This is a genomic window from Bacillus cereus group sp. N12 (genome assembly GCF_016483575.1).
GTDB classification, from domain to species: domain Bacteria; phylum Bacillota; class Bacilli; order Bacillales; family Bacillaceae_G; genus Bacillus_A; species Bacillus_A toyonensis.
Window position 1 is genome coordinate 12,633 of the sequence record NZ_JAEHBO010000019.1, and the last position, 18,488, is coordinate 31,120.

The following is an 18,488-nucleotide window of genomic DNA, read 5'->3' on the forward strand; positions in this document are numbered from 1 at the left end:
TTGGAAGTTGAAAAGGAGAGAAAACGATGAAGAGAATTTCTTATATTGAAGACTTTAAGCAATGGGAAAGTGGTTTTTCGTTTTACAATCCTGTAAAAGTTCGTTTCGGTGAAGTAGATATGTTTGGACATGTAAATAATGTCATTGCTTTTACATATTTTGAAGAAGCACGTATCGCATTGTTTAAAGAACTTGGATTTATGCAAGAATGGACAAATGAATCATCAGAAACGATGATCGTTGTTGCAGATTTACAATGTAATTTCATCAAACAAATATATTTTGATGAGCAGTTGAAAGTATATGTAAAGGCAGGAACAGTTGGGAATTCTTCTTTAGATTTGCACTATATGGTCAAAAATGCAGAAGGGGAAGTTTGTTTAGTTGGACGCGGTATGATGGTACAAGCATCGAAAAAAACAGGAAGAGGCGAGCCGTGGCCTGAAGAATGGAAGATGAAATTACTAAAATAATAGAAGAGAATACAAAAATAAGAGAGCGAATCGCTCTCTTATTTTTTATCCTTCATTGCCTCTTCTAATGTTAGATGGTGTTTATATATGTATGTGGCATATGGATTACCAACGTAGCGTAAGTGCCATGGTTCGTATGCGTACTCTGTTGTTTCTGTTTTATCTTCTAAATAACGAATGACAAATCCAAACTCATGGGCGTGTTTTGCAACCCATTTCCCTTCTGTTGTCTCGCCAAAGATTGGTTCTAATTGGAATTTAGCAGATTTTGAGCTAATATCCATTGCTAGACCAGTTTGATGCTCACTTGTTCCTGGAATTGCACTTACCGAATTAGCCTCAGTTTTTCCTTGGCGCTTAATATAGGTATTATGTAATGACTGTTGACGTTTGTAAGAACGGTAACCTGAAACTGCTGTAAGTTCTATCCCCTCGTTTTTCGCTGCTTGGAACATTTTCTCAAGCGCATCTGCAGCATCTTTACGAAGTAATGTTTTCTCTTTATCTTTTGGACTAGTAAATGGTACGTTCGGTTTCTTTAAATCTTCTGGAATATACCCATCTGGTAATTTACGATGTTTATTGACTAATACAAGAGCAGAATCTGGATTTGTTACAACGGAAAAATTATCATCTAGTTTTTTTTCATTATGATCAGCTTTTGGAAAAGCAGGAATCTCTTCTTTTGGATGATTACTATGTTTTTGACTTTCGACAGCTTTCGCCCCATTTTGTAATGGTGATTCAGAACTGAAATAAGCGAAAGATGTGATACCGATTACAATAGTAGCGGCAGAAATAATTATTATTTTTTTCATGATGCCTTGTAATCACAGTCCTTTCTTAATAAAATATGTATTGTTTTTATTATAAGTTTAGTTTGTTGAAAAAGAAATATAAGAGCCGTAACGTAATGAAAATGCAAAGAAAATGTCAGAAAATGTGTGAAATTGTAGTATTTTTTCATATAATTCATTTCTTATCTTTCATGAATTGAATTTTTTATGTAATATATATACATAAGAAGATGTAGCGATTATCGAGAATAAAGAACTTCTTGTATAGACTAGGAGTGAATGGGAATGGATTTTGCAACAATTATTGGACTTATTTTAGGATTTGTAGCGGTAGTAGTAGGGATGGTCGTCAAGGGCGCTGACGTAACAGCCTTATTGAATCCTGCCGCAGCATTAATTATTTTCATCGGTACATTTGCCGCAGTTTGTATTGCATTTCCGATGAATCAACTAAAAAGGGTTCCAAAATTATTTAAAGTTCTTTTTGGTTCAAATAAAAAGGATTTAAGTTACGAACAGTTGCTAGAATTATTTGTTCATTGGACATCTGAAAGTAGAAAATACGGTATTTTGTCTTTAGAGCAACAATTAGACAAAATTCAAGATGAATTTCTTTTACGTGGTATGAAATTTGTGATTGATGGCGTATCCGCAGAAGATTTAGAGCAGATTTTAGAAGCTGAATTAGAAGCAATTGAAGAAAGGCATGCAAAAGGAGCGGCGATTTTTTCACAAGCTGGTACGTATGCACCGACATTAGGGGTTTTAGGTGCTGTTATTGGTCTTGTAGCTGCGCTTGGTAATTTAACTGATATTGACAAGTTAGGACATGCTATTTCAGGTGCGTTTATTGCAACGATTTTTGGTATTTTTTCAGGTTATGTACTATGGCATCCATTTGCAAATAAGTTAAAGCAAAAATCGGCAGCTGAAATCGAGAAAAAACGTTTAATTATTGATTGTTTATTAATGTTACAAGAAGGTACATATCCGTTTATTATGAAGAACCGTATTTTAGGTGCACTTTCTGCAACTGAGCGTAAAAAGCTAGAAATAGGAGCAGAAAAAAATGCGGAGTAAAAAAAATAGAAGAGGTAAAAAGAAAAAACATGATGAGCATATCGATGAAACGTGGTTAATTCCGTATTCTGATATGTTAACGTTGTTATTTGCATTATTCATCGTATTATTCGCAATGAGTAGTATAGATGCTGCGAAGTTTAAACAGATGGCAGTAGCTTTTCGGAGTGAACTAGCAGGTGGAACAGGAAATAAAGAGTTTTTAAGTGACCAGAAGCCGAATGAAGAGAAAGAGTTGTCAGCAAATAGTTTAGAATCTGAGCAGATTAAAAAGAATGCTGAGGCTGAAGTAAAGCAGCAAGAAATGAATGAATTAAAAGCGGTACAAAAAGGTATTGATAAATATATTGAGGAAAAGCAATTATCGTCTTCTTTTAAAACCGATTTAACTGAAAAAGGATTAATGGTAACAATATTAGAAAATGTACTATTCGACTCGGGGAAAGCAGATGTGAAATTAGAATCGTTAGGGATTGCAAAAGAGATGTCTAACCTGCTTGTTTCCGCATCACCTCGTGAGATTACAGTATCTGGTCATACAGATACTGTTCCTATCGCAAATGCTCAGTTTGCATCAAACTGGGAGTTAAGTACACAGCGTGCCGTTAATTTTATGCAGGTATTACTTCAAAATAAAGATTTGCAACCAGGAAAATTTAGTGCAATTGGTTACGGAGAATACCGTTCGATTGCACCAAATGATACACCGGAAGGAAAAGCAAAAAATAGACGTGTAGAAGTGTTTATTTTACCTTTAACGAGAAATATGCAATAAAGAAAGAGGATGGCAAATGCCATCCTCTTTTATTTTGCTTCAAATGATTTTAAGTTGTCACGACGGACTTTATCTTTTTCCGTATCTGATTTTTTGAAATCATAGTCATACAAAGCGCCTTCCCAATCGCCGTACATTGGATTAGGGAAAATGATGAATTTCTCACCAAATTGTGCTTTTGAATCTGCAACTGTTTGATTGCGATCTTTTACCGATTTACCATCAAAACCAGTGAAATCAGATAAGTTATCACCGAAGAATAAGACAATATCATGTGTTTGAGAAACGAGTTCACGGCGTTTCTCTTTCCCTTTTTCTTTCGGATCTTGTAATAATATATGTTCTTTCGTTGCTTGAGGAGCACCTACGCGCTCAAGATTTTTAATAGTTGCATCTAGTTGGTTCGTTTTACGATTTGAGATGTAGTAAATATCTACACCTTTAGACTCTGTATATTTTAAGAAATCAATTGCGCCTGGAAGGGCTTCAGCTTCAGCCTTATTAATCCAATCATCCCATTTGTAAGGATAGCCTTTTCCTGTCTTTACACTCATTGCTTGATGAGGACTGTTGTCTAAAACAGTTTCATCTAAATCAAGTACGATAGCAGGTTTTTTTGCTGTCCCTTTTGCAAGAGCTGCATCCAGCTTCAATTGACCGATATTGTACCCTTGGTAGTAAAGTGCTTTCGTTTCACCAGCTGTTTGATACCATAAATCAGCCATTAATTGCTGTTCTGTTAATTTTACTTTTTCTTCTTTGGCCGCTGTTTTCTCTGTCGTTCCTGAACATGCTACAAGCGATGTAGATAGAACCGCTACAGATAATAAAGTGGTAATGCCCCTCTTCATCTTCATATGTATCCTCCTTGATGTTAGAAAATCATCTTATATTATATATTAAAATATAAAAATTTTTTATGAACATTTGCATATTGTCTTTTGTATATATAGTAGTGTGTCCTATATTAGAAAGATGAGCAAAATAATGATAGTCATTTTGACAGGTTTTATTGTCGTAATGACAATTATAATTGACAAATAAACCTTTGTTATTTACAATTTTAACTAAATAGAACAAATGATGGATTAAAGGTAATGTTATATATAAGAGGATGAAGCGTAGTGCTATATTTTATCCTAAATAAACATAATCTTTGAAAGAGAGTACGAATGATAATAAAGGGGAGGCTTTATACTTTGAGTTTACAAATTCAAAACTTAACGAAACTATTTGGGGAATCAAAAGCAGTTAACGGTTTGCAAATTTCGTTACCAAAAGGTGAAGTGCTAGGATTACTTGGACGAAATGGTGCAGGGAAAACAACTACAATCAAAATGCTTCTCGGATTATTAACGCCTAATGAAGGCTCTATTACATGGGATGGAAAATCATTTGGGACTAGTGGGGTAACGATTGGTTATTTACCAGAAGAAAGAGGTTTATATACAAAAAGTAGAGTAATAGACCAGCTGCGATATTTTGGTAGATTAGAAGGAATGACGAAAAAAGAAGTAGATCTTGCCATTGACCACTGGTTAGAGCGATTAGCAATTCCAGAATACAAATTTAAAACGGCAGGAGAGCTTTCAAAAGGGAATCAGCAAAAAATTCAATTAATTGCTGCTCTTCTTCATAATCCTGAACTTCTCATCTTAGATGAACCGTTTAGCGGACTTGACCCAGTCAATGCTGGGATGTTAGCTAGCATTATTGAAGAACAAGTACAGAGCGGGAAGACAATTATTTTATCCAGTCATCGTATGGAACAAGTAGAAGCTTTTTGCCAACATGTATGTATTTTGAAAAAAGGCGAAGCAGTTGTCAAAGGACAGTTAAGTGATATTAAGAAAGAATATGGTTTCCGTAATTTAACGATTGAAGATACAGCAGAGAATGAAAAGGGATTAGAAGCTATACATGTTTCATATGAAAAACAACAAGGCCTTCTTTATATAAAAGTACAAGACGATGCAGAAGCTCTAAAGATTTTACAACAATTGCAAGAACAAGGTGTTACCTTGCGCCAATTTAAAATGTTAGAGCCGACGTTAAATGAAATCTTTGTAGAGAGGGCGAAATAACGATGCGTAAATTTTCTCATGTATTTTCATTTTATTTTAGAGAAGCGTTTTTATCTAAAAAATCATTAATTACGAGTGCGATATTATTTTTAGTTGTATTTGGGATTTTTGCATTTAATCATTTTACTTCAGGGAATGATAAAAGTAAGGATAAAGATAAAATTGCAGTTGTAACAGAAAGTTCCACATACAACGTACAAAAAGAAGAGTTAACTAAGCTATTACCATCAGCAAAAATAACGGTTGGTTCAAAAGCAGATTTTGATAAACTGCATAAACAAGTAGAAGACGGTGAGCTGGATGGTTTGTTTCATGTAATAGAAAAGAATGGAGCTCCAGAGGTTACGTATATGTATAATGGATTTCCTAGCCAAGCAACTTCTGCAATCATGGCAAGTTATTTCAAACAACAATATACAATGGTGACAATTGCAAAGCATAATGTTTCACCAGAAATTGCACAGCAATTGCAAACTGAAATTTCAGTGAAACAAGAAGCAATAAAAGATCGCTCTTCTTCTTTCGGAATTGCCTATTTTTTTACATTTGCTTTATATATGTTTATTGTCGCGTTCGGAAATACAATTGCAATGAATATTGCATCAGAAAAGGCGTCACGTGTAATGGAAGTCATGCTGCCGAAAGTAAAACCGCTTACGATGATGTATGCGAAAATATTAGCAGTTGTTTCAACAGCTTTATTACAACTGGTCATATTAGCGTGCGGTTATCTTATTCCTTATTTGTTAGGGTGGGTCGATTTAGAAAACGCCTCATTATTTGGAATTCCAATTGACTTTACAAAATTAGATGCAAAAGTTATAAGTATGTTCCTTGTTTATTTCATTACGGGATATTTACTTTATGCGATGATGTACGCTGCAGCTGGCGCTGTTGTTTCTAAGACGGAGGATTTACAAGCTGTATCTTTCCCGATAATGATTTTAATTATGGCTGCATTCTTCATTAGTATTAAATCATTAAGTGATCCGAATAGTACTATCGTTGTTGTAAGTTCTTACGTTCCGTTCTTTACACCGATGGTTACCTTCTCACGTATTGTAGCCGGTGAAGCAGGCATGTTAGAAATTACGATAACATTAGTAGTCTTATTGGCGACGATTGGTATATTAAACGCTGTTACAAGTCGTATCTATGTAAATGGTGTAATGAATTACTCAGACAAAGTGAAATTTAAAGATTTAGCAAAATTTATTAAGCGTCAATAATGAGAGAAAAGCATGATTTTCTATTGAAATCATGCTTTTTCTTTATGTATAAATTAAAAATAGTATATAATAGTAAGAGTTGTCTTTTAATAGAATGAATACAAAGGAGGGTGTGCAGATGGGAATTAGTAGTCGTTTTACAGTAGGTGTTCATATGTTGACTTTACTTGCGATAGATCGAAACTCTCGCTGTACCTCTGAATGGATTGCTGGTAGTGTGAATACAAATCCAGTTGTGATTCGTCGCATTACAGGAATGTTGAAGAGAGCAGGACTTGTTGATGTACAAGCCGGTAAAGGTGGTACGACACTTGCTCGTGATTTAGAAGAAATTACATTACTTGATGTATATAAAGCAGTGGAAGTTGTAGAAGAAGGACATCTATTTTCCTTCCATGAAAATCCCAACATTGAATGTCCAGTAGGAGCTAATATTCAATCAGTATTAGAAATTATTTTAATGCAAGCGCAAGAAGCGATGGAAAACGTACTTGCAAATGTAACGGTAGAGCAATTAGTTACAAATTTAAAGTCTAAAATAAAAGAATAAAAAAGCGAGCTTCCTCATAATGAGGGCTCGCCTTTTTTTATTCAGAAATATTGAAAATTCTATTTTTCAGTATTTAAAATGAATTTACCTACGATAGCTGCTACGATACCACCAAGAATTGGTGCTACGATGAATACCCATAGTTGAGAAAGTGCTTCTCCACCAACAAATAAAGCTGGTGCGATACTACGAGCAGGGTTAACAGATGTTCCAGTTAAAGGAATTCCTAATAAGTGAATTAAAACTAATGTGAAACCAATTACTAGTCCCGCTAAAGAAGAACTTCCTTTTTTACCTGTTACAGCCATGATAACTAAAATAAATACGAAAGTTAAAACGAACTCAACTAAAAATGCTCCAGATAAACCAAGAGTTCCGAAACCATTTTGTCCTAAATTATCTAAAGGTGTTTTAGCAGAGCGTAAAATCGTTACTAACGTTGCAGTTCCTAATAAACCACCTAAAATTTGAGCTAATACATAATAACAAAGTTCCATAGCGTTCATTCTTTTGTTAATGAACATAGCTACCGATACTGCTGGGTTAATGTGACATCCAGAAATTGTTCCAATGCTATATGCCATAGCTACAATAGATAGACCGAAAGCCATAGCGATTCCTAATGTTCCAATTCCTTCAATTCCGCCGCCAGTGACAGCTACTCCAGTTCCGAATAATACAAGTACAAATGTACCAATAAATTCAGTGATTGCTTTTTTTAACATAATTTACCTCCTATTAATGCGCATGAAACGTATTATAACATAGGTTTTCGTATAAACAGCCAATGAAATACTATTCTGATAAGGCGAAATAGGGGGACAATAAAAAAGATATGGTTCTATGAAGAAGAACCATATCTTTTTTATGCTGACTTTTTCTGTTTAATGACTGGAACAGAACGGTTTAAAATACTATTTGCAACCATTCCTAACATAATAATAATCATTCCAAATAGGGAAAGGTCACCAGGGAATGAACCGTTCAAGAACACAATTTCACCAAGTACTGTAAAGACCATCGTTCCAGCTTGTGTTGCTTCAACGGCACCAAGTAAAGCGAGGTTGTCTTTTGCTAAGTCAGTGGCAAAGAAAAATGTCATCGTCGCAATGACGCCGGAACATAAAGCTAACAAAAATCCTTGCAGCATTTGGCTGGATGTTGGAATACCAGTAGTAGAAAATCCGTATATACCAAGTAAAATTGTAATAGGAAGACTGCCTATTGCCATTCCTAATACACGCTGGAATGTATCAAGACGTCCCCCCACAAGTTCCATCATTTTTCGGTTGCCGAACGGATATAAAAAAGCAGCTAATACGACAGGTAAAAACCCTGAAATGAACTGAGTTATTGTAATGTGTCCAGCTGCAGTTGTTTGCATACAAATTACACCTAGTAAAATAAATAATGCTACATATAAACTACGAAGCGGAATTTTTCCGCGTACAAGTTTTGTACCTGACTTCGTTTCTATTTTTACGAAAAATAGTGGTGATAAAAGTAAACCTGCTAATATCGTAACTTGCCAAGTTCCGGCAACGAGCCAAGCCGGAGAGAAGACAGCTGCGAAACTTAATAAAGAATAGAAACCAATCCCTGCAACGGAACCCCATCCGATCCATGCGAATGGATGTTTTTTTAACTCTGCCCATAACCCACCTAAGTTTTTGCGAAATAAAACGATAAGGAATAAAATAGGGAGAGCGAATAAAAAGCGGAAGGAAGCTGTCCAAGCCCAGCTCGTTCCAGATACATTCATTGCTCTATTAATAATAAAAGTTGCAGAAAAAAAGGCTGATGATAAGAGGCCTAATAATATTGCACGCATGAAATATAACACTCCTTTTGGAAATAAATAATTATGTATAGTATAATATACTTTAAGATAATAAAAGTAAACTATTTTATACTTTAAGGTGGTTTTATAGATGAAAGAACATGAAGATATGCAAACGAAAGAAGTCATTCAGCAAGTAGGTCAGCTATTAAGGCAAATTCGAAATGAACAAAAATTAAGTTTAGAAGAATTAGCCCAAAAAACAGGAGTTAGTAAATTAACATTAGGGAAAATTGAGAGAGGTGAAACGAATCCAACGTTAGCTGTCATTTGGAAAATAACGAAAGGGTTATCGATACCTTTATCGAGATTAATGGTTGTTGGAGAACCTGTAGCTGTTGCGCGCTGCGGAGAAGGATTTGCAGTAGATGTAGGACAAGCATGGCATTTAGAAACGATGTTCCGTTACACGAAAGAAACAGGGATGGAAATGCACCGTGCTTGTTTAAGAGCGAATAGTATATATGAACCGGAAGCTCATCATGAAGGTGCTATTGAGCTTGTAACGGTAATGAAAGGGAAAGTATCCATTCAAGTGGAGAATGATGTATACGAATTAAACGAGTTTGACTCCATTCAATTTGAAGCGAATAAGAAACATAGCTATAAAAATGAAGAAGATGAAGTGGCTGTATTACATTTAACGATGAAATACTCTTCATGAAAAAATCACCTATAGAATTCTATAGGTGATTTTTTATATGCTCTTCTTAAGTATAGGAAGTGATGCCATTAGTACGAACGTGGCATAAGTAATAAACAAATAAAGTAAACTAAAAATCCCGTTCCAAAACATAAAATAGCAATGACCCAAAGGATACGAATGAGAGTAGAACTAATATCAAAATATTCTCCTAAACCACCACATATACCAAATAGCATTTTATCAGTTTCGGATTTACATAATTTTTTTGACATATAACGATCAACTCCTTTTTTATATGAAGCTATATACTTCTATTCTATATGGAAATTTATGAGAAGACTATGAGGTTGTATTACATTTTTTTAGAGAAACGATCATATTAATTGTCTTAATTTTCAGCGGATATTAAACTTATAGTAAGAGGTATGAGGCGATTTTTAATAAAGGGTGGGGAAATAGAAATGACAGTATATTGGTTGACTAATGTAATGCTTGAATCAAGGTATACATATGAAGAAGGGGCAATTTCACGAACAGAAACAGAATTATGTAGTTTACTCATTGAAGATGGACGAATTAAAAAAATTATAGAAGGGATTGTTCAAGAGGAAGGGATAGTAACTCTTGATGCGAATCGCTTATTAATTTTGCCGTCTTTCGAAGAGATGCATATTCATATTGATAAAACATATTATAGTGGGCCTTGGAAAGCTTGTATGCCAGCAGACAGTATTTTTACACGTTTTAATGAGGAAGAGAAGATTTTGCCAAAGCAAGTAACAACTGCTCAAGACAGGGCGGAAAATATGCTAGAGTTACTACTTCGAAATGGTACAACGAATATTAGAACGCATTGTAATGTTGATCCAATTATTGGACTTCATAATTTGGAGGCGACGTTAGCTGCATTAGAAACATATAAAAATCGGATGTCTGGTAGAATCGTTGCTTTTCCGCAACATGGATTATTGCGCAGTAATTCTGTACAACTTGTGAAAGATGCGATGCGTATGGGTGCGAATCTAGTCGGTGGAGTGGATCCAGCTACAGTGGATAATGATATCGAAAAATCATTACATACGATTATGGATATCGCAGTAGAATTTAATGCAGATGTTGATATTCATTTGCATGATGCGAATAATCTAGGAACGTTTACGATGAAGAGGTTGGCAAGCTTAACAGAAGAAGCAGGGTGGCAAGGTCGTGTAACAATTAGTCATGCACTTGGACTTGGTGGTGTTACTGATAAAGAAGCTGAAGAAGTGGCAGAAAGATTAGCAGCATTAAGTATTGATATTACTTCAACGGTGCCAATTGGTAAACAAGTAATTCCAATTCCATTATTAGATAAAAAAGGTGTTAAAGTTTCATTAGGAAATGATAGTATTACAGATCATTGGTCGCCGTTTGGAACTGGCGATATGCTTCAAAAGGCAAATCGATTAGCAGAGCGTTTTGGGTGGAGTGACGAAAGGTCTTTAGGAAAAGCACTTCGCTTTATTACGGGAGGAAAAGAAACGTTAAACAAGGAAGGGAAACGAGCTTGGCCAAATGTAGGAGATGAAGCGAGCTTTGTTTTAACGAATGCAACATGTACTGCTGAAGCGGTAGCGCGTCAAACAGAAAAGCGTTTAGTCGTGTATAAAGGGGATATTGTTGTTGGAAGTTTAAATAAGGTGGAATTAAATAATCTTGTGTAGAAGAATCGTTTAAATAATTTGAGGAGGGTTCTAATTGAGAATATAGAACTCTTCTTTTTTATTCTTACAATATATTTCGTATAGGAAAGCTAGAAGGGATGAAAAATTTGGACAATCAACATAACCAAAATCATATTATGGGAACTTTGCAATGGTTTATATTTTTATTAGCGAATTCAATCGCACTACCAATTGTCGTTGGTGGGTTATTTCATCTTACGACGGAAGAAATATTTTATTTAATGCAGCGTACGTTTTTTGTAGTTGGTATATCTTCTTTTTTACAAGGATGGATTGGACATAGACTACCAATTGCGGATGGGCCAGCTGGATCTTGGGTTGGTGTATTTACCGTACTTGCTTATGCAACGGCCGGACAGGATCAATTACATAGTACACTGCAAATTTTGGAATTAGGAATGATCATTTCCGGTGTTATTTTAATAGGATTAGGAGTAACTGGTTTTATTGGACGTATTTTATTTTTATTTACGCCGGTTGTGACAGGGACGTTTTTACTTTTATTATGTTTACAATTAAGTGGTGTATTTTTAAAAGGAATGCTAGGAATTACAGCTACTATTTCTCAAATTGATGGATTTACAGCAATAATCGCGTTTAGTATATTTCTGTTCGTTATTATACTATCTAATTTTGGAAAAGGTTTCGTTAAAAGTTATGCCGTTTTAATAGGATTAATTAGTGGGTGGATTATTTTTCTCATTGCAGGGAAAGTGACAATCCCATCTCAAGTAACTCATTTTGTGCAACTTCCACAAATATTTGCTTGGGGTCTTCCAAAGTGGAATACAGGGATGGCTGTATCGAGTTTCGTTATGGTATGTATTTTAGTTTCAAATACAGTGGCAGCTATTATAGCGATTAATCAAGCTACGATTCATAAAGCGACTATTGAACAAAAACAGTTGAAGGATGGTACGTGGGTTGGAGGGATTTCACATATCATTTCTTCCGTATTTTCAACTGTAGGTGTCGTGCCGCTACCGGCGACAGCGGGATTTATACGTTTAACAAAACAAAAGTATATACGATCGTTCTTACTAGCATGTATATTACTAGTCGTAATGTCGCTGTTTCCGAGTATTATTCGTTACTTAGCATCGTTGCCATCCGCTGTCGCATCTGCAGTGTTAATGGCTTCGTTCGTACAGTTAATTGGAATTGGATTTAATAATATAAAACAAGTGCCGATGAGTGAAAGGAATATAACGATTTTAGGCGTTGCAGTATTATTTGGCAGCGGCGTTATGTTTTTACCGTCTGGAGCACTCCAATCATTGCCGTCTGTTATGCAATATATATTCGGGAATGGTTTATTTGTAGGTACAGTTGTAAGTATATTGCTAGAACAAATATGGCGTACTGGAAAGTAAGTGGATAAAAAGAGTGTCCGCACTGTATAAAAGTCTAAAATAACATAGGAAATAAAGCCCATTTTTATTCACCACCTGCACATTTCGTTCATACAATATCTTGACTAAATAAACACCCAACTTACACATACACAGCTCTGGCTTAAGCAAGGAGGGTTATACCAGTTGAAGGAAAAAGCGTATCAATCTAAACCTTTACTCACAAAGAGAGAGAGAGAAGTATTTGAATTACTGGTTCAAGATAAAACAACGAAAGAAATTGCAGGTGAACTTTTTATAAGTGAAAAGACAGTTCGCAACCACATCTCAAACGCAATGCAAAAGCTAGGGGTTAAAGGACGTTCACAAGCAGTTGTTGAGCTTCTTCGCATGGGAGAGCTCGAACTATAAGAAAGCAGCCGACTTTTATAAAAAGAGTCGGCTATTTTTCTGTTTGTTTCACGTGCTATATGAATGATAAAAACGTTTCATACATAAATAGGTAATAAGGAGGGGATATGTTGAAAAGGATACTGTTAGTTTCAACAAGTGCTCATGATATGAATGGACACCCGACTGGTTTGTGGCTGGAAGAGCTCGCAGCCCCTTATCTTTTATTTAAAAAAGCTAAGTTCGATGTTGATATTGTTTCTATAAAAGGCGGAAGAGTGCCGATTGATAGAGTATCTATTCCGAATGGCATACCTCGTGAATTTAAGCATGTCGCTTCTTTATTGCAAAATACGAGGGCGATTTCAACTGTCCATTCTTCAGAGTATGATGCGGTATTATTTGGTGGTGGACACGGGGCGATTGTAGATTTTCCAGGTAATCCATATGTAGCAAATTTAATTGAGAATATGTATAACAATAACCGGATTGTAGCGGCTGTTTGTCACGGGGTAAGTTCTTTAGTTGGTGTGAAAAATAAAGATGGTTCGTTTTTTGTTGCCGGTAAGCGTATAACAGGTTATACAAACGATGAAGAAAAAGCTGTACATTTAGAAAAGCGAGTTCCATTTTTGCTAGAAAGTAAATTGAAAGAAGAAGGGGCCTTGTTTTATGTAGCTCCTAATTTTACGCCACATGTTGTAGTGGATGGTCGTTTAATTACAGGGCAAAATCCGCAGTCTAGCGTGGGAATAGGTAAGGCTATAAAAAGGGCTGTAAATAAATTATCGTCCTTTTAATTTCTGCTCATTTCTTCTTATTAATAGGAATGTCTTCTTTCCAAAAAAAAGATGGAGCAATAAAGTGAAACTTTAATTAGCAGGGTCTTACTGCCCGGCAAATAGCGAGGTAAATATGCACTTTATATAGAAGAAACCGACTTTCGTATAGAAGGTCGGTTATTTTTCTGTCTTGCAAATTATGAAAAAAAGGAGCAAAATAAAAAAGGTCCTAGTCTATACAGGTACAAATGAAAATTTTCATACAGAAGCAGTTTAAGTGAGCGAACTTAAAGTGTGTAAAATATAATGATAAAATAAGATGATGAATGAGAAAACGGGTGATGAAGTTGAATAGAGCAATCGGTGTTATCGATTCAGGAGTTGGTGGTTTAACTGTAGCGAAGGAATTAATTCGTCAGTTGCCGAAAGAGCGTATTATATATTTAGGGGATACAGCGCGTTGCCCTTATGGTCCACGTTCTCGAGAAGAAGTGTGTCAATTTACGTGGGAAATGACGGAGCATTTACTAGATTTAAATATCAAGATGTTAGTTATTGCGTGTAATACAGCAACTGCGGTTGTATTAGAAGAAATGCAGAAACAATTACCAATTCCGGTAGTGGGAGTTATTCACCCAGGATCACGTACAGCTTTAAAAGTGACAAATACGTATCATGTTGGGATTATTGGTACGATTGGAACGGTGAAAAGTGGTGCATACGAAGAAGCGTTAAAGTCTATTAATAACCGTGTTATGGTAGAAAGTTTAGCATGTCCGCCTTTCGTCGAACTTGTAGAAAGTGGGAATTTCGAAAGTGAAATGGCGTATGAAGTTGTAAGAGAAACATTGCAACCGCTGAAAAATACCGATATTGATACACTTATTTTAGGTTGTACACATTATCCAATTTTAGGTCCTGTTATTAAAAAGGTAATGGGAGATAAAGTGCAACTAATTAGTTCTGGTGATGAAACAGCGCGTGAAGTAAGTACAATTTTATATCATAGTAAAATGTTGAATGAGGGAGAGGAACAAAGTGATCATCTCTTCTTAACAACAGGGAAAATAGGCCTATTTAAAGAAATTGCATCAAAATGGTTCGGTCAGCCGATTGAAAATGTGAAGCATATTCATTTAGAAGAATAATAATAGAATTCATATAAGTGAACCCCTGAGAAATCAGGGTTTTTTTGTTTATCCCGCTATTTGCCGGGCAGTAAGACCCTGCTGATTAAAGTTTCACTTTATAAGAAGCACAGCTTGTTCTAAAACGTGAAATAGCTCGTATACATAATAGTACAAACTTAGTTTTTAGGGGGGGAAAGGCATGCCTAAATCCACTTTTAAATGGGTTATTGGTGCTACGGTAAGTGCTGTTTTATTAACAGGGTGCGGCTTCATAAATCAGGAGAAAGCGACCGAACAAATTGATCCACCAAAAAAAGTTACGTATACAGATGGTGAAAAGAAAGGGACGGCTCAAAATAAACAAGGGCAAACGATAAATAGAGAAATATACTTAGTTGATAAAAATGGATATGTTGTACCGCAAACAATCGCAATGCCTACTCCGAAAGCGAATGAAGTAATACAGCAAACGCTAGAATACCTTGTGAAAGATGGGCCGGTAACTGATTTATTACCGAATGGGTTCCGTGCGGTTATTCCAGCAAATACATCGATGACTCTAGATTTGAAAAAAGATGGGACAGCAGTAATTGATTTCTCTAAAGAAATGAAAAACTATGCAAAAGAAGAAGAGCGTCAAATTGTTGAGTCAGTAGCGTGGACTTTGACTCAATTTAAAGAAATAAAACAAGTGCAGTTTCAGATAAATGGTGAAAAGTTAGCGAAGATGCCTGTCGCGGGTACACCGCTTGGAGAAGGGGTGAGTCGTGCGAATGGTATTAACTTTGATGATGAACAAGTAGCAGATGTAACAAATACAAAACCAGTTACGCTTTACTTTATGGCGCAAAATAATGATAAGCAGCAATATTATGTACCGGTAACACGCCGCGTTGTAGAGGGAAAAGAAAATGATTATGCAACCATTATAGATGAACTTGTAAAAGGACCGATTCATCAATCGCTCCTGAATGATTTTAACCCAGGAGTTAAGCTTATTACGAATCCAAAATTGCAAGACGGAAATCTTACATTAAACTTTAATGAAAATATATTTGTAAACCCAGATAAAAATATGGTTTCAAATTACGTATTGAAGTCGTTAGTTTTATCTTTAACAGAAAAGAAAGGCGTAAAAAGTGTTTCTATTGAGGTAAATGGTAAAGCAAATCTTATAGATGAAAAGGGCGGAAAGTTAATAAAACCTGTAGATCGTCCAGAAAACGTGAATACAGGTAGTTTTTAATCGTGGATAATTTGATATACTTAAGTAAGAAAGGGGAATTGCTTTTTGGGTTCCCCTTCTTTTATTGTATACATATCATACATTTAAATTTGGCTATACTAACAAGTAGTTATGAGGAGGTTATTTTTATGCGAGTAGATGGTAGAGAGAAAACAGAATTACGCCATATACATATTCATACGAATTATTTAAAACACCCAGAAGGATCAGTATTAATTGAAGTTGGGGATACAAAGGTAATTTGCTCAGCGACAATTGAAGAGCGTGTCCCACCGTTTATGCGCGGGGAAGGAAAGGGCTGGGTAACAGCTGAATACGCGATGATTCCGCGTGCAACAGAACAACGTACAATCAGGGAGTCAAGTAAAGGGAAAGTAACTGGACGTACAATGGAAATCCAGCGTTTAATTGGACGAGCATTACGTGCGGTAGTTGACTTAGAAGCACTTGGCGAGAGAACAGTTTGGATTGACTGTGATGTTATTCAAGCAGATGGTGGAACGAGAACAGCTTCTATTACAGGTGCATATGTAGCGATGGTATTAGCGTTTGAGAAGTTATTACAAGCAGAAAAAGTATCTAAAATTCCAGTAAAAGATTATTTAGCAGCAACGTCAGTAGGAATTGTGGAAGAGCAAGGTGTTGTTTTAGATTTAAACTATGCAGAAGATTCTAAAGCGGACGTTGATATGAACGTGATTATGACTGGAAAAGGTCAGTTTGTCGAAGTGCAAGGAACTGGAGAAGAAGCGACGTTTAGCAGAACACAGTTAAATGAATTACTTGATGCTGCGGAACAAGGCATTTTCCAACTAATTGACATGCAAAAAGAAGCGTTAGGTGACATCGTATCTCATATAGAGTAGAGGTGGAAAATATGAAACAAGTTGTTGTTGCGACAAAAAATATGGGGAAAGTGCGTGAGTTTGCTGAGTTATTTGAGCGCTTTGATTTAGAAGTGAAATCATTACACGATTTTCCTCATATTGAAGAAGTCGAAGAAACTGGTGAAACGTTTGAAGAAAATGCAATCTTAAAAGCAGATAGTTTGAGTAGACAGTTGGATTCTATCGTAATTGCGGATGATTCAGGTCTGATCGTAGATGCTCTAAACGGAAAACCAGGCGTGTATTCAGCCCGGTTTGCAGGAGAGCCGAAAGACGATCAAGCGAACATGGATAAAGTGTTACAAGAATTAAATGGAATTGACTTTGAAAAACGTAAAGCGCGTTTCTACTGTGCATTAGCAGTTGCATTCCCAGAAGCGGATAAAGAACCGGTCATTGTGAATGGAACGTGTGAAGGGTACATTTTAGAACAGCGCCGCGGGGAAAACGGCTTTGGATATGATCCAATCTTTTATGTAGAAGCATATAAAAAAGCGATGGCAGAACTAAGTTCAGATGAGAAAAATGCCATTAGTCACCGCGGACGTGCTCTTCGTAAGTTAGAAGAAAAAATTCCGGAATGGTTTTTAGGAGAATGAGGGAGAGAGATTGATGAAAGCTTTAATCGTAAGCGATAGTCATAGCTCTGTGAAGGAATTACAGCAGTTAAAAGAGAAATATGAAGGGAAAGTAGATGTCATGATCCATTGTGGTGATTCGGAGTTAACGCCTGCTCATGAAGAACTGCAAGGTTTCCATGTTGTAAAAGGAAATTGTGATTATGCTAACTTTCAAGATGAAATTGTAACTGACGTAGATGGCATTCGCTTCTTAGTTGTGCATGGACATCGTCATAACGTGAAAATGACTTTACAAACGTTAGCGTACTATGCAGAAGAAGTGGGGGCACAAGTTGCATGCTTCGGACATTCTCACGTATTAGGTGCGGAATTTATTGATGGAGTTTTATTTATCAATCCAGGAAGTATTTTATTACCACGTCAGCGTGCAGAAAAGACATTTGCCTTATTAGAAATGAATGAAAAACATATAGATGTTCGCTTTGAAACATTAGACGGACAACTAGTTGAACAAGCAGTTTTTAAAAGAGGATAAGAAAAATTATCCTCTTTTAAAAAAGGTGTTGACTTTATGTATGGATATACATATAATAAATATTGTCGATAGGGAAACAGCGCTAACGAAGAAAAATAAAATAACATATGCGGGTGTAGTTTAGTGGTAAAACAAGAGCCTTCCAAGCTCTGGTCGAGAGTTCGATTCTCTTCACCCGCTCCATGTCCCAGTAGCTCAGCCGGATAGAGCATACGCCTTCTAAGCGTACGGTCGGGAGTTCGAATCTCTCCTGGGACGCTAAGAAAACCTTGTTATCTTTTGATAACAAGGTTTTTTGTTTGTCTAAAAATTGATGTATGTGCAAGAGGTGTAAAAAATATAACGTAACATATAATAATTATTATATACAACAGATTAAAGTGCATT

Annotated in this window: 21 protein-coding genes and 2 tRNA genes; 18 read left to right on the top strand and 5 right to left on the bottom strand. The window is 35.9% G+C overall.

The window, feature by feature from the left end; translation table 11 throughout:
• Positions 1 to 26 precede the first annotated feature (26 nt).
• Positions 27 to 473: an acyl-CoA thioesterase gene (locus tag JDS92_RS12135; protein WP_000822754.1), complete on the top strand. Its 447-nt coding sequence runs from the start codon at positions 27 to 29 to the stop codon at positions 471 to 473.
• Positions 474 to 511: 38 nt separating this feature from the next.
• On the opposite strand, the gene JDS92_RS12140 is transcribed toward JDS92_RS12135, so the two are convergent.
• Positions 512 to 1,291: a M15 family metallopeptidase gene (locus JDS92_RS12140; protein ID WP_000720189.1), complete on the bottom strand. Its 780-nt coding sequence runs from the start codon at positions 1,289 to 1,291 to the stop codon at positions 512 to 514.
• 264 nt (positions 1,292 to 1,555) lie between these two features.
• Between JDS92_RS12140 and motA the strand changes: the two genes are divergently transcribed.
• The gene (motA, locus tag JDS92_RS12145) at positions 1,556 to 2,350 is read left to right on the top strand and encodes a flagellar motor stator protein MotA (protein ID WP_000344856.1); all 795 of its coding nucleotides are present in this window, start codon (positions 1,556 to 1,558) and stop codon (positions 2,348 to 2,350) included.
• Entirely contained in the window at positions 2,340 to 3,125 is a 786-nt protein-coding gene (motB, locus tag JDS92_RS12150) for a flagellar motor protein MotB (protein ID WP_001256738.1), read from the top strand. Before motA ends, motB begins: the two co-directional genes overlap by 11 nt.
• 29 nt (positions 3,126 to 3,154) lie before the next feature.
• Here motB and JDS92_RS12155 read toward each other — a convergent pair whose 3' ends face one another.
• A complete protein-coding gene (locus tag JDS92_RS12155; RefSeq protein ID WP_000782780.1) occupies positions 3,155 to 3,982 on the bottom strand; it encodes a 5'-nucleotidase, lipoprotein e(P4) family in 828 nt (275 codons plus the stop codon).
• A gap of 342 nt (positions 3,983 to 4,324) precedes the next feature.
• On the opposite strand from JDS92_RS12155, the gene JDS92_RS12160 reads away from it, so the two are divergent.
• From JDS92_RS12160 to JDS92_RS12170, 3 genes are all read left to right on the top strand, one after another.
• The gene (locus tag JDS92_RS12160; RefSeq protein WP_000058105.1) at positions 4,325 to 5,209 is read left to right on the top strand and encodes an ABC transporter ATP-binding protein; all 885 of its coding nucleotides are present in this window, start codon (positions 4,325 to 4,327) and stop codon (positions 5,207 to 5,209) included.
• A gap of 2 nt (positions 5,210 to 5,211) precedes the next feature.
• Positions 5,212 to 6,438 (top strand): ABC transporter permease, encoded by a 1,227-nt coding sequence (locus JDS92_RS12165; RefSeq protein ID WP_001224992.1) that lies wholly within the window; start codon positions 5,212 to 5,214, stop codon positions 6,436 to 6,438.
• Positions 6,439 to 6,556: 118 nt separating this feature from the next.
• Entirely contained in the window at positions 6,557 to 6,988 is a 432-nt protein-coding gene (locus tag JDS92_RS12170) for an Rrf2 family transcriptional regulator (RefSeq protein ID WP_000512996.1), read from the top strand.
• Positions 6,989 to 7,047: 59 nt separating this feature from the next.
• On the opposite strand, the gene JDS92_RS12175 is transcribed toward JDS92_RS12170, so the two are convergent.
• Positions 7,048 to 7,713 (bottom strand): aquaporin, encoded by a 666-nt coding sequence (locus tag JDS92_RS12175; protein WP_000913216.1) that lies wholly within the window; start codon positions 7,711 to 7,713, stop codon positions 7,048 to 7,050.
• A 140-nt stretch (positions 7,714 to 7,853) separates the two neighbouring features.
• The gene (locus tag JDS92_RS12180) at positions 7,854 to 8,819 is read right to left on the bottom strand and encodes a DMT family transporter (RefSeq protein ID WP_098711447.1); all 966 of its coding nucleotides are present in this window, start codon (positions 8,817 to 8,819) and stop codon (positions 7,854 to 7,856) included.
• Between the two features lie 100 nt (positions 8,820 to 8,919).
• Between JDS92_RS12180 and JDS92_RS12185 the strand changes: the two genes are divergently transcribed.
• Positions 8,920 to 9,492 (top strand): helix-turn-helix domain-containing protein, encoded by a 573-nt coding sequence (locus tag JDS92_RS12185; protein ID WP_000658048.1) that lies wholly within the window; start codon positions 8,920 to 8,922, stop codon positions 9,490 to 9,492.
• A gap of 68 nt (positions 9,493 to 9,560) precedes the next feature.
• Here the strand turns inward: JDS92_RS12185 and JDS92_RS12190 are convergent, their stop codons facing one another.
• On the bottom strand, positions 9,561 to 9,746 hold the full coding sequence (locus JDS92_RS12190) for a PspC domain-containing protein (protein WP_000038412.1): 186 nt from the start codon (positions 9,744 to 9,746) through the stop codon (positions 9,561 to 9,563).
• 189 nt (positions 9,747 to 9,935) lie between these two features.
• Between JDS92_RS12190 and JDS92_RS12195 the strand changes: the two genes are divergently transcribed.
• From JDS92_RS12195 to JDS92_RS12245, 11 genes are all read left to right on the top strand, one after another.
• Positions 9,936 to 11,177: an amidohydrolase family protein gene (locus tag JDS92_RS12195; RefSeq protein WP_098711449.1), complete on the top strand. Its 1,242-nt coding sequence runs from the start codon at positions 9,936 to 9,938 to the stop codon at positions 11,175 to 11,177.
• A 98-nt stretch (positions 11,178 to 11,275) separates the two neighbouring features.
• Positions 11,276 to 12,571, top strand: a complete 1,296-nt coding sequence (locus tag JDS92_RS12200) for a purine/pyrimidine permease (protein WP_000792689.1) — start codon at positions 11,276 to 11,278, stop codon at positions 12,569 to 12,571.
• 165 nt (positions 12,572 to 12,736) lie between these two features.
• Entirely contained in the window at positions 12,737 to 12,961 is a 225-nt protein-coding gene (gerE, locus tag JDS92_RS12205) for a spore germination transcription factor GerE (protein WP_000659484.1), read from the top strand.
• Between the two features lie 107 nt (positions 12,962 to 13,068).
• Positions 13,069 to 13,740, top strand: coding sequence for a type 1 glutamine amidotransferase domain-containing protein (locus JDS92_RS12210; RefSeq protein WP_098711450.1), 672 nt, complete (start codon positions 13,069 to 13,071; stop codon positions 13,738 to 13,740).
• A 323-nt stretch (positions 13,741 to 14,063) separates the two neighbouring features.
• Complete coding sequence (gene racE / locus JDS92_RS12215) at positions 14,064 to 14,870, top strand: glutamate racemase (protein ID WP_098711451.1); 807 nt, start codon at positions 14,064 to 14,066, stop codon at positions 14,868 to 14,870.
• Positions 14,871 to 15,051: 181 nt separating this feature from the next.
• Positions 15,052 to 16,098: a GerMN domain-containing protein gene (locus tag JDS92_RS12220; protein ID WP_001126735.1), complete on the top strand. Its 1,047-nt coding sequence runs from the start codon at positions 15,052 to 15,054 to the stop codon at positions 16,096 to 16,098.
• A gap of 128 nt (positions 16,099 to 16,226) precedes the next feature.
• The gene (gene rph, locus JDS92_RS12225; RefSeq protein ID WP_001261767.1) at positions 16,227 to 16,964 is read left to right on the top strand and encodes a ribonuclease PH; all 738 of its coding nucleotides are present in this window, start codon (positions 16,227 to 16,229) and stop codon (positions 16,962 to 16,964) included.
• Between the two features lie 11 nt (positions 16,965 to 16,975).
• Positions 16,976 to 17,584 (top strand): XTP/dITP diphosphatase, encoded by a 609-nt coding sequence (locus JDS92_RS12230; protein ID WP_141555939.1) that lies wholly within the window; start codon positions 16,976 to 16,978, stop codon positions 17,582 to 17,584.
• A 13-nt stretch (positions 17,585 to 17,597) separates the two neighbouring features.
• Positions 17,598 to 18,101 carry a metallophosphoesterase gene (locus tag JDS92_RS12235; RefSeq protein ID WP_199631973.1) on the top strand — a complete coding sequence of 168 codons (504 nt, stop codon included), beginning with the start codon at positions 17,598 to 17,600 and terminating at the stop codon, positions 18,099 to 18,101.
• A gap of 109 nt (positions 18,102 to 18,210) precedes the next feature.
• A tRNA-Gly gene (locus tag JDS92_RS12240) sits at positions 18,211 to 18,284 on the top strand.
• A gap of 1 nt (position 18,285) precedes the next feature.
• Positions 18,286 to 18,359: transfer RNA gene (locus JDS92_RS12245), tRNA-Arg, on the top strand.
• Positions 18,360 to 18,488: the final 129 nt, after the last annotated feature.

What these genes read in the sequence shown, in the direction of transcription:
- JDS92_RS12230 (WP_141555939.1), top strand. Translation starts at nt 16,976, where the DNA reads ATGAAACAAGTTGTTGTTGCGACAAAAAATATGGGGAAAGTGCGTGAG.
- JDS92_RS12195 (WP_098711449.1), top strand. Translation starts at nt 9,936, where the DNA reads ATGACAGTATATTGGTTGACTAATGTAATGCTTGAATCAAGGTATACA.
- JDS92_RS12165 (WP_001224992.1), top strand. Translation starts at nt 5,212, where the DNA reads ATGCGTAAATTTTCTCATGTATTTTCATTTTATTTTAGAGAAGCGTTT.
- motB (WP_001256738.1), top strand. Translation starts at nt 2,340, where the DNA reads ATGCGGAGTAAAAAAAATAGAAGAGGTAAAAAGAAAAAACATGATGAG.
- JDS92_RS12235 (WP_199631973.1), top strand. Translation starts at nt 17,598, where the DNA reads ATGAAAGCTTTAATCGTAAGCGATAGTCATAGCTCTGTGAAGGAATTA.
- JDS92_RS12185 (WP_000658048.1), top strand. Translation starts at nt 8,920, where the DNA reads ATGAAAGAACATGAAGATATGCAAACGAAAGAAGTCATTCAGCAAGTA.
- JDS92_RS12220 (WP_001126735.1), top strand. Translation starts at nt 15,052, where the DNA reads ATGCCTAAATCCACTTTTAAATGGGTTATTGGTGCTACGGTAAGTGCT.
- JDS92_RS12210 (WP_098711450.1), top strand. Translation starts at nt 13,069, where the DNA reads ATGTTGAAAAGGATACTGTTAGTTTCAACAAGTGCTCATGATATGAAT.
- JDS92_RS12170 (WP_000512996.1), top strand. Translation starts at nt 6,557, where the DNA reads ATGGGAATTAGTAGTCGTTTTACAGTAGGTGTTCATATGTTGACTTTA.
- JDS92_RS12175 (WP_000913216.1), bottom strand. Translation starts at nt 7,713, where the DNA reads ATGTTAAAAAAAGCAATCACTGAATTTATTGGTACATTTGTACTTGTA.
- motA (WP_000344856.1), top strand. Translation starts at nt 1,556, where the DNA reads ATGGATTTTGCAACAATTATTGGACTTATTTTAGGATTTGTAGCGGTA.
- JDS92_RS12135 (WP_000822754.1), top strand. Translation starts at nt 27, where the DNA reads ATGAAGAGAATTTCTTATATTGAAGACTTTAAGCAATGGGAAAGTGGT.
- JDS92_RS12140 (WP_000720189.1), bottom strand. Translation starts at nt 1,291, where the DNA reads ATGAAAAAAATAATAATTATTTCTGCCGCTACTATTGTAATCGGTATC.
- JDS92_RS12200 (WP_000792689.1), top strand. Translation starts at nt 11,276, where the DNA reads ATGAAAAATTTGGACAATCAACATAACCAAAATCATATTATGGGAACT.
- racE (WP_098711451.1), top strand. Translation starts at nt 14,064, where the DNA reads ATGAAGTTGAATAGAGCAATCGGTGTTATCGATTCAGGAGTTGGTGGT.
- rph (WP_001261767.1), top strand. Translation starts at nt 16,227, where the DNA reads ATGCGAGTAGATGGTAGAGAGAAAACAGAATTACGCCATATACATATT.
- JDS92_RS12155 (WP_000782780.1), bottom strand. Translation starts at nt 3,982, where the DNA reads ATGAAGATGAAGAGGGGCATTACCACTTTATTATCTGTAGCGGTTCTA.
- JDS92_RS12180 (WP_098711447.1), bottom strand. Translation starts at nt 8,819, where the DNA reads ATGCGTGCAATATTATTAGGCCTCTTATCATCAGCCTTTTTTTCTGCA.
- JDS92_RS12190 (WP_000038412.1), bottom strand. Translation starts at nt 9,746, where the DNA reads ATGTCAAAAAAATTATGTAAATCCGAAACTGATAAAATGCTATTTGGT.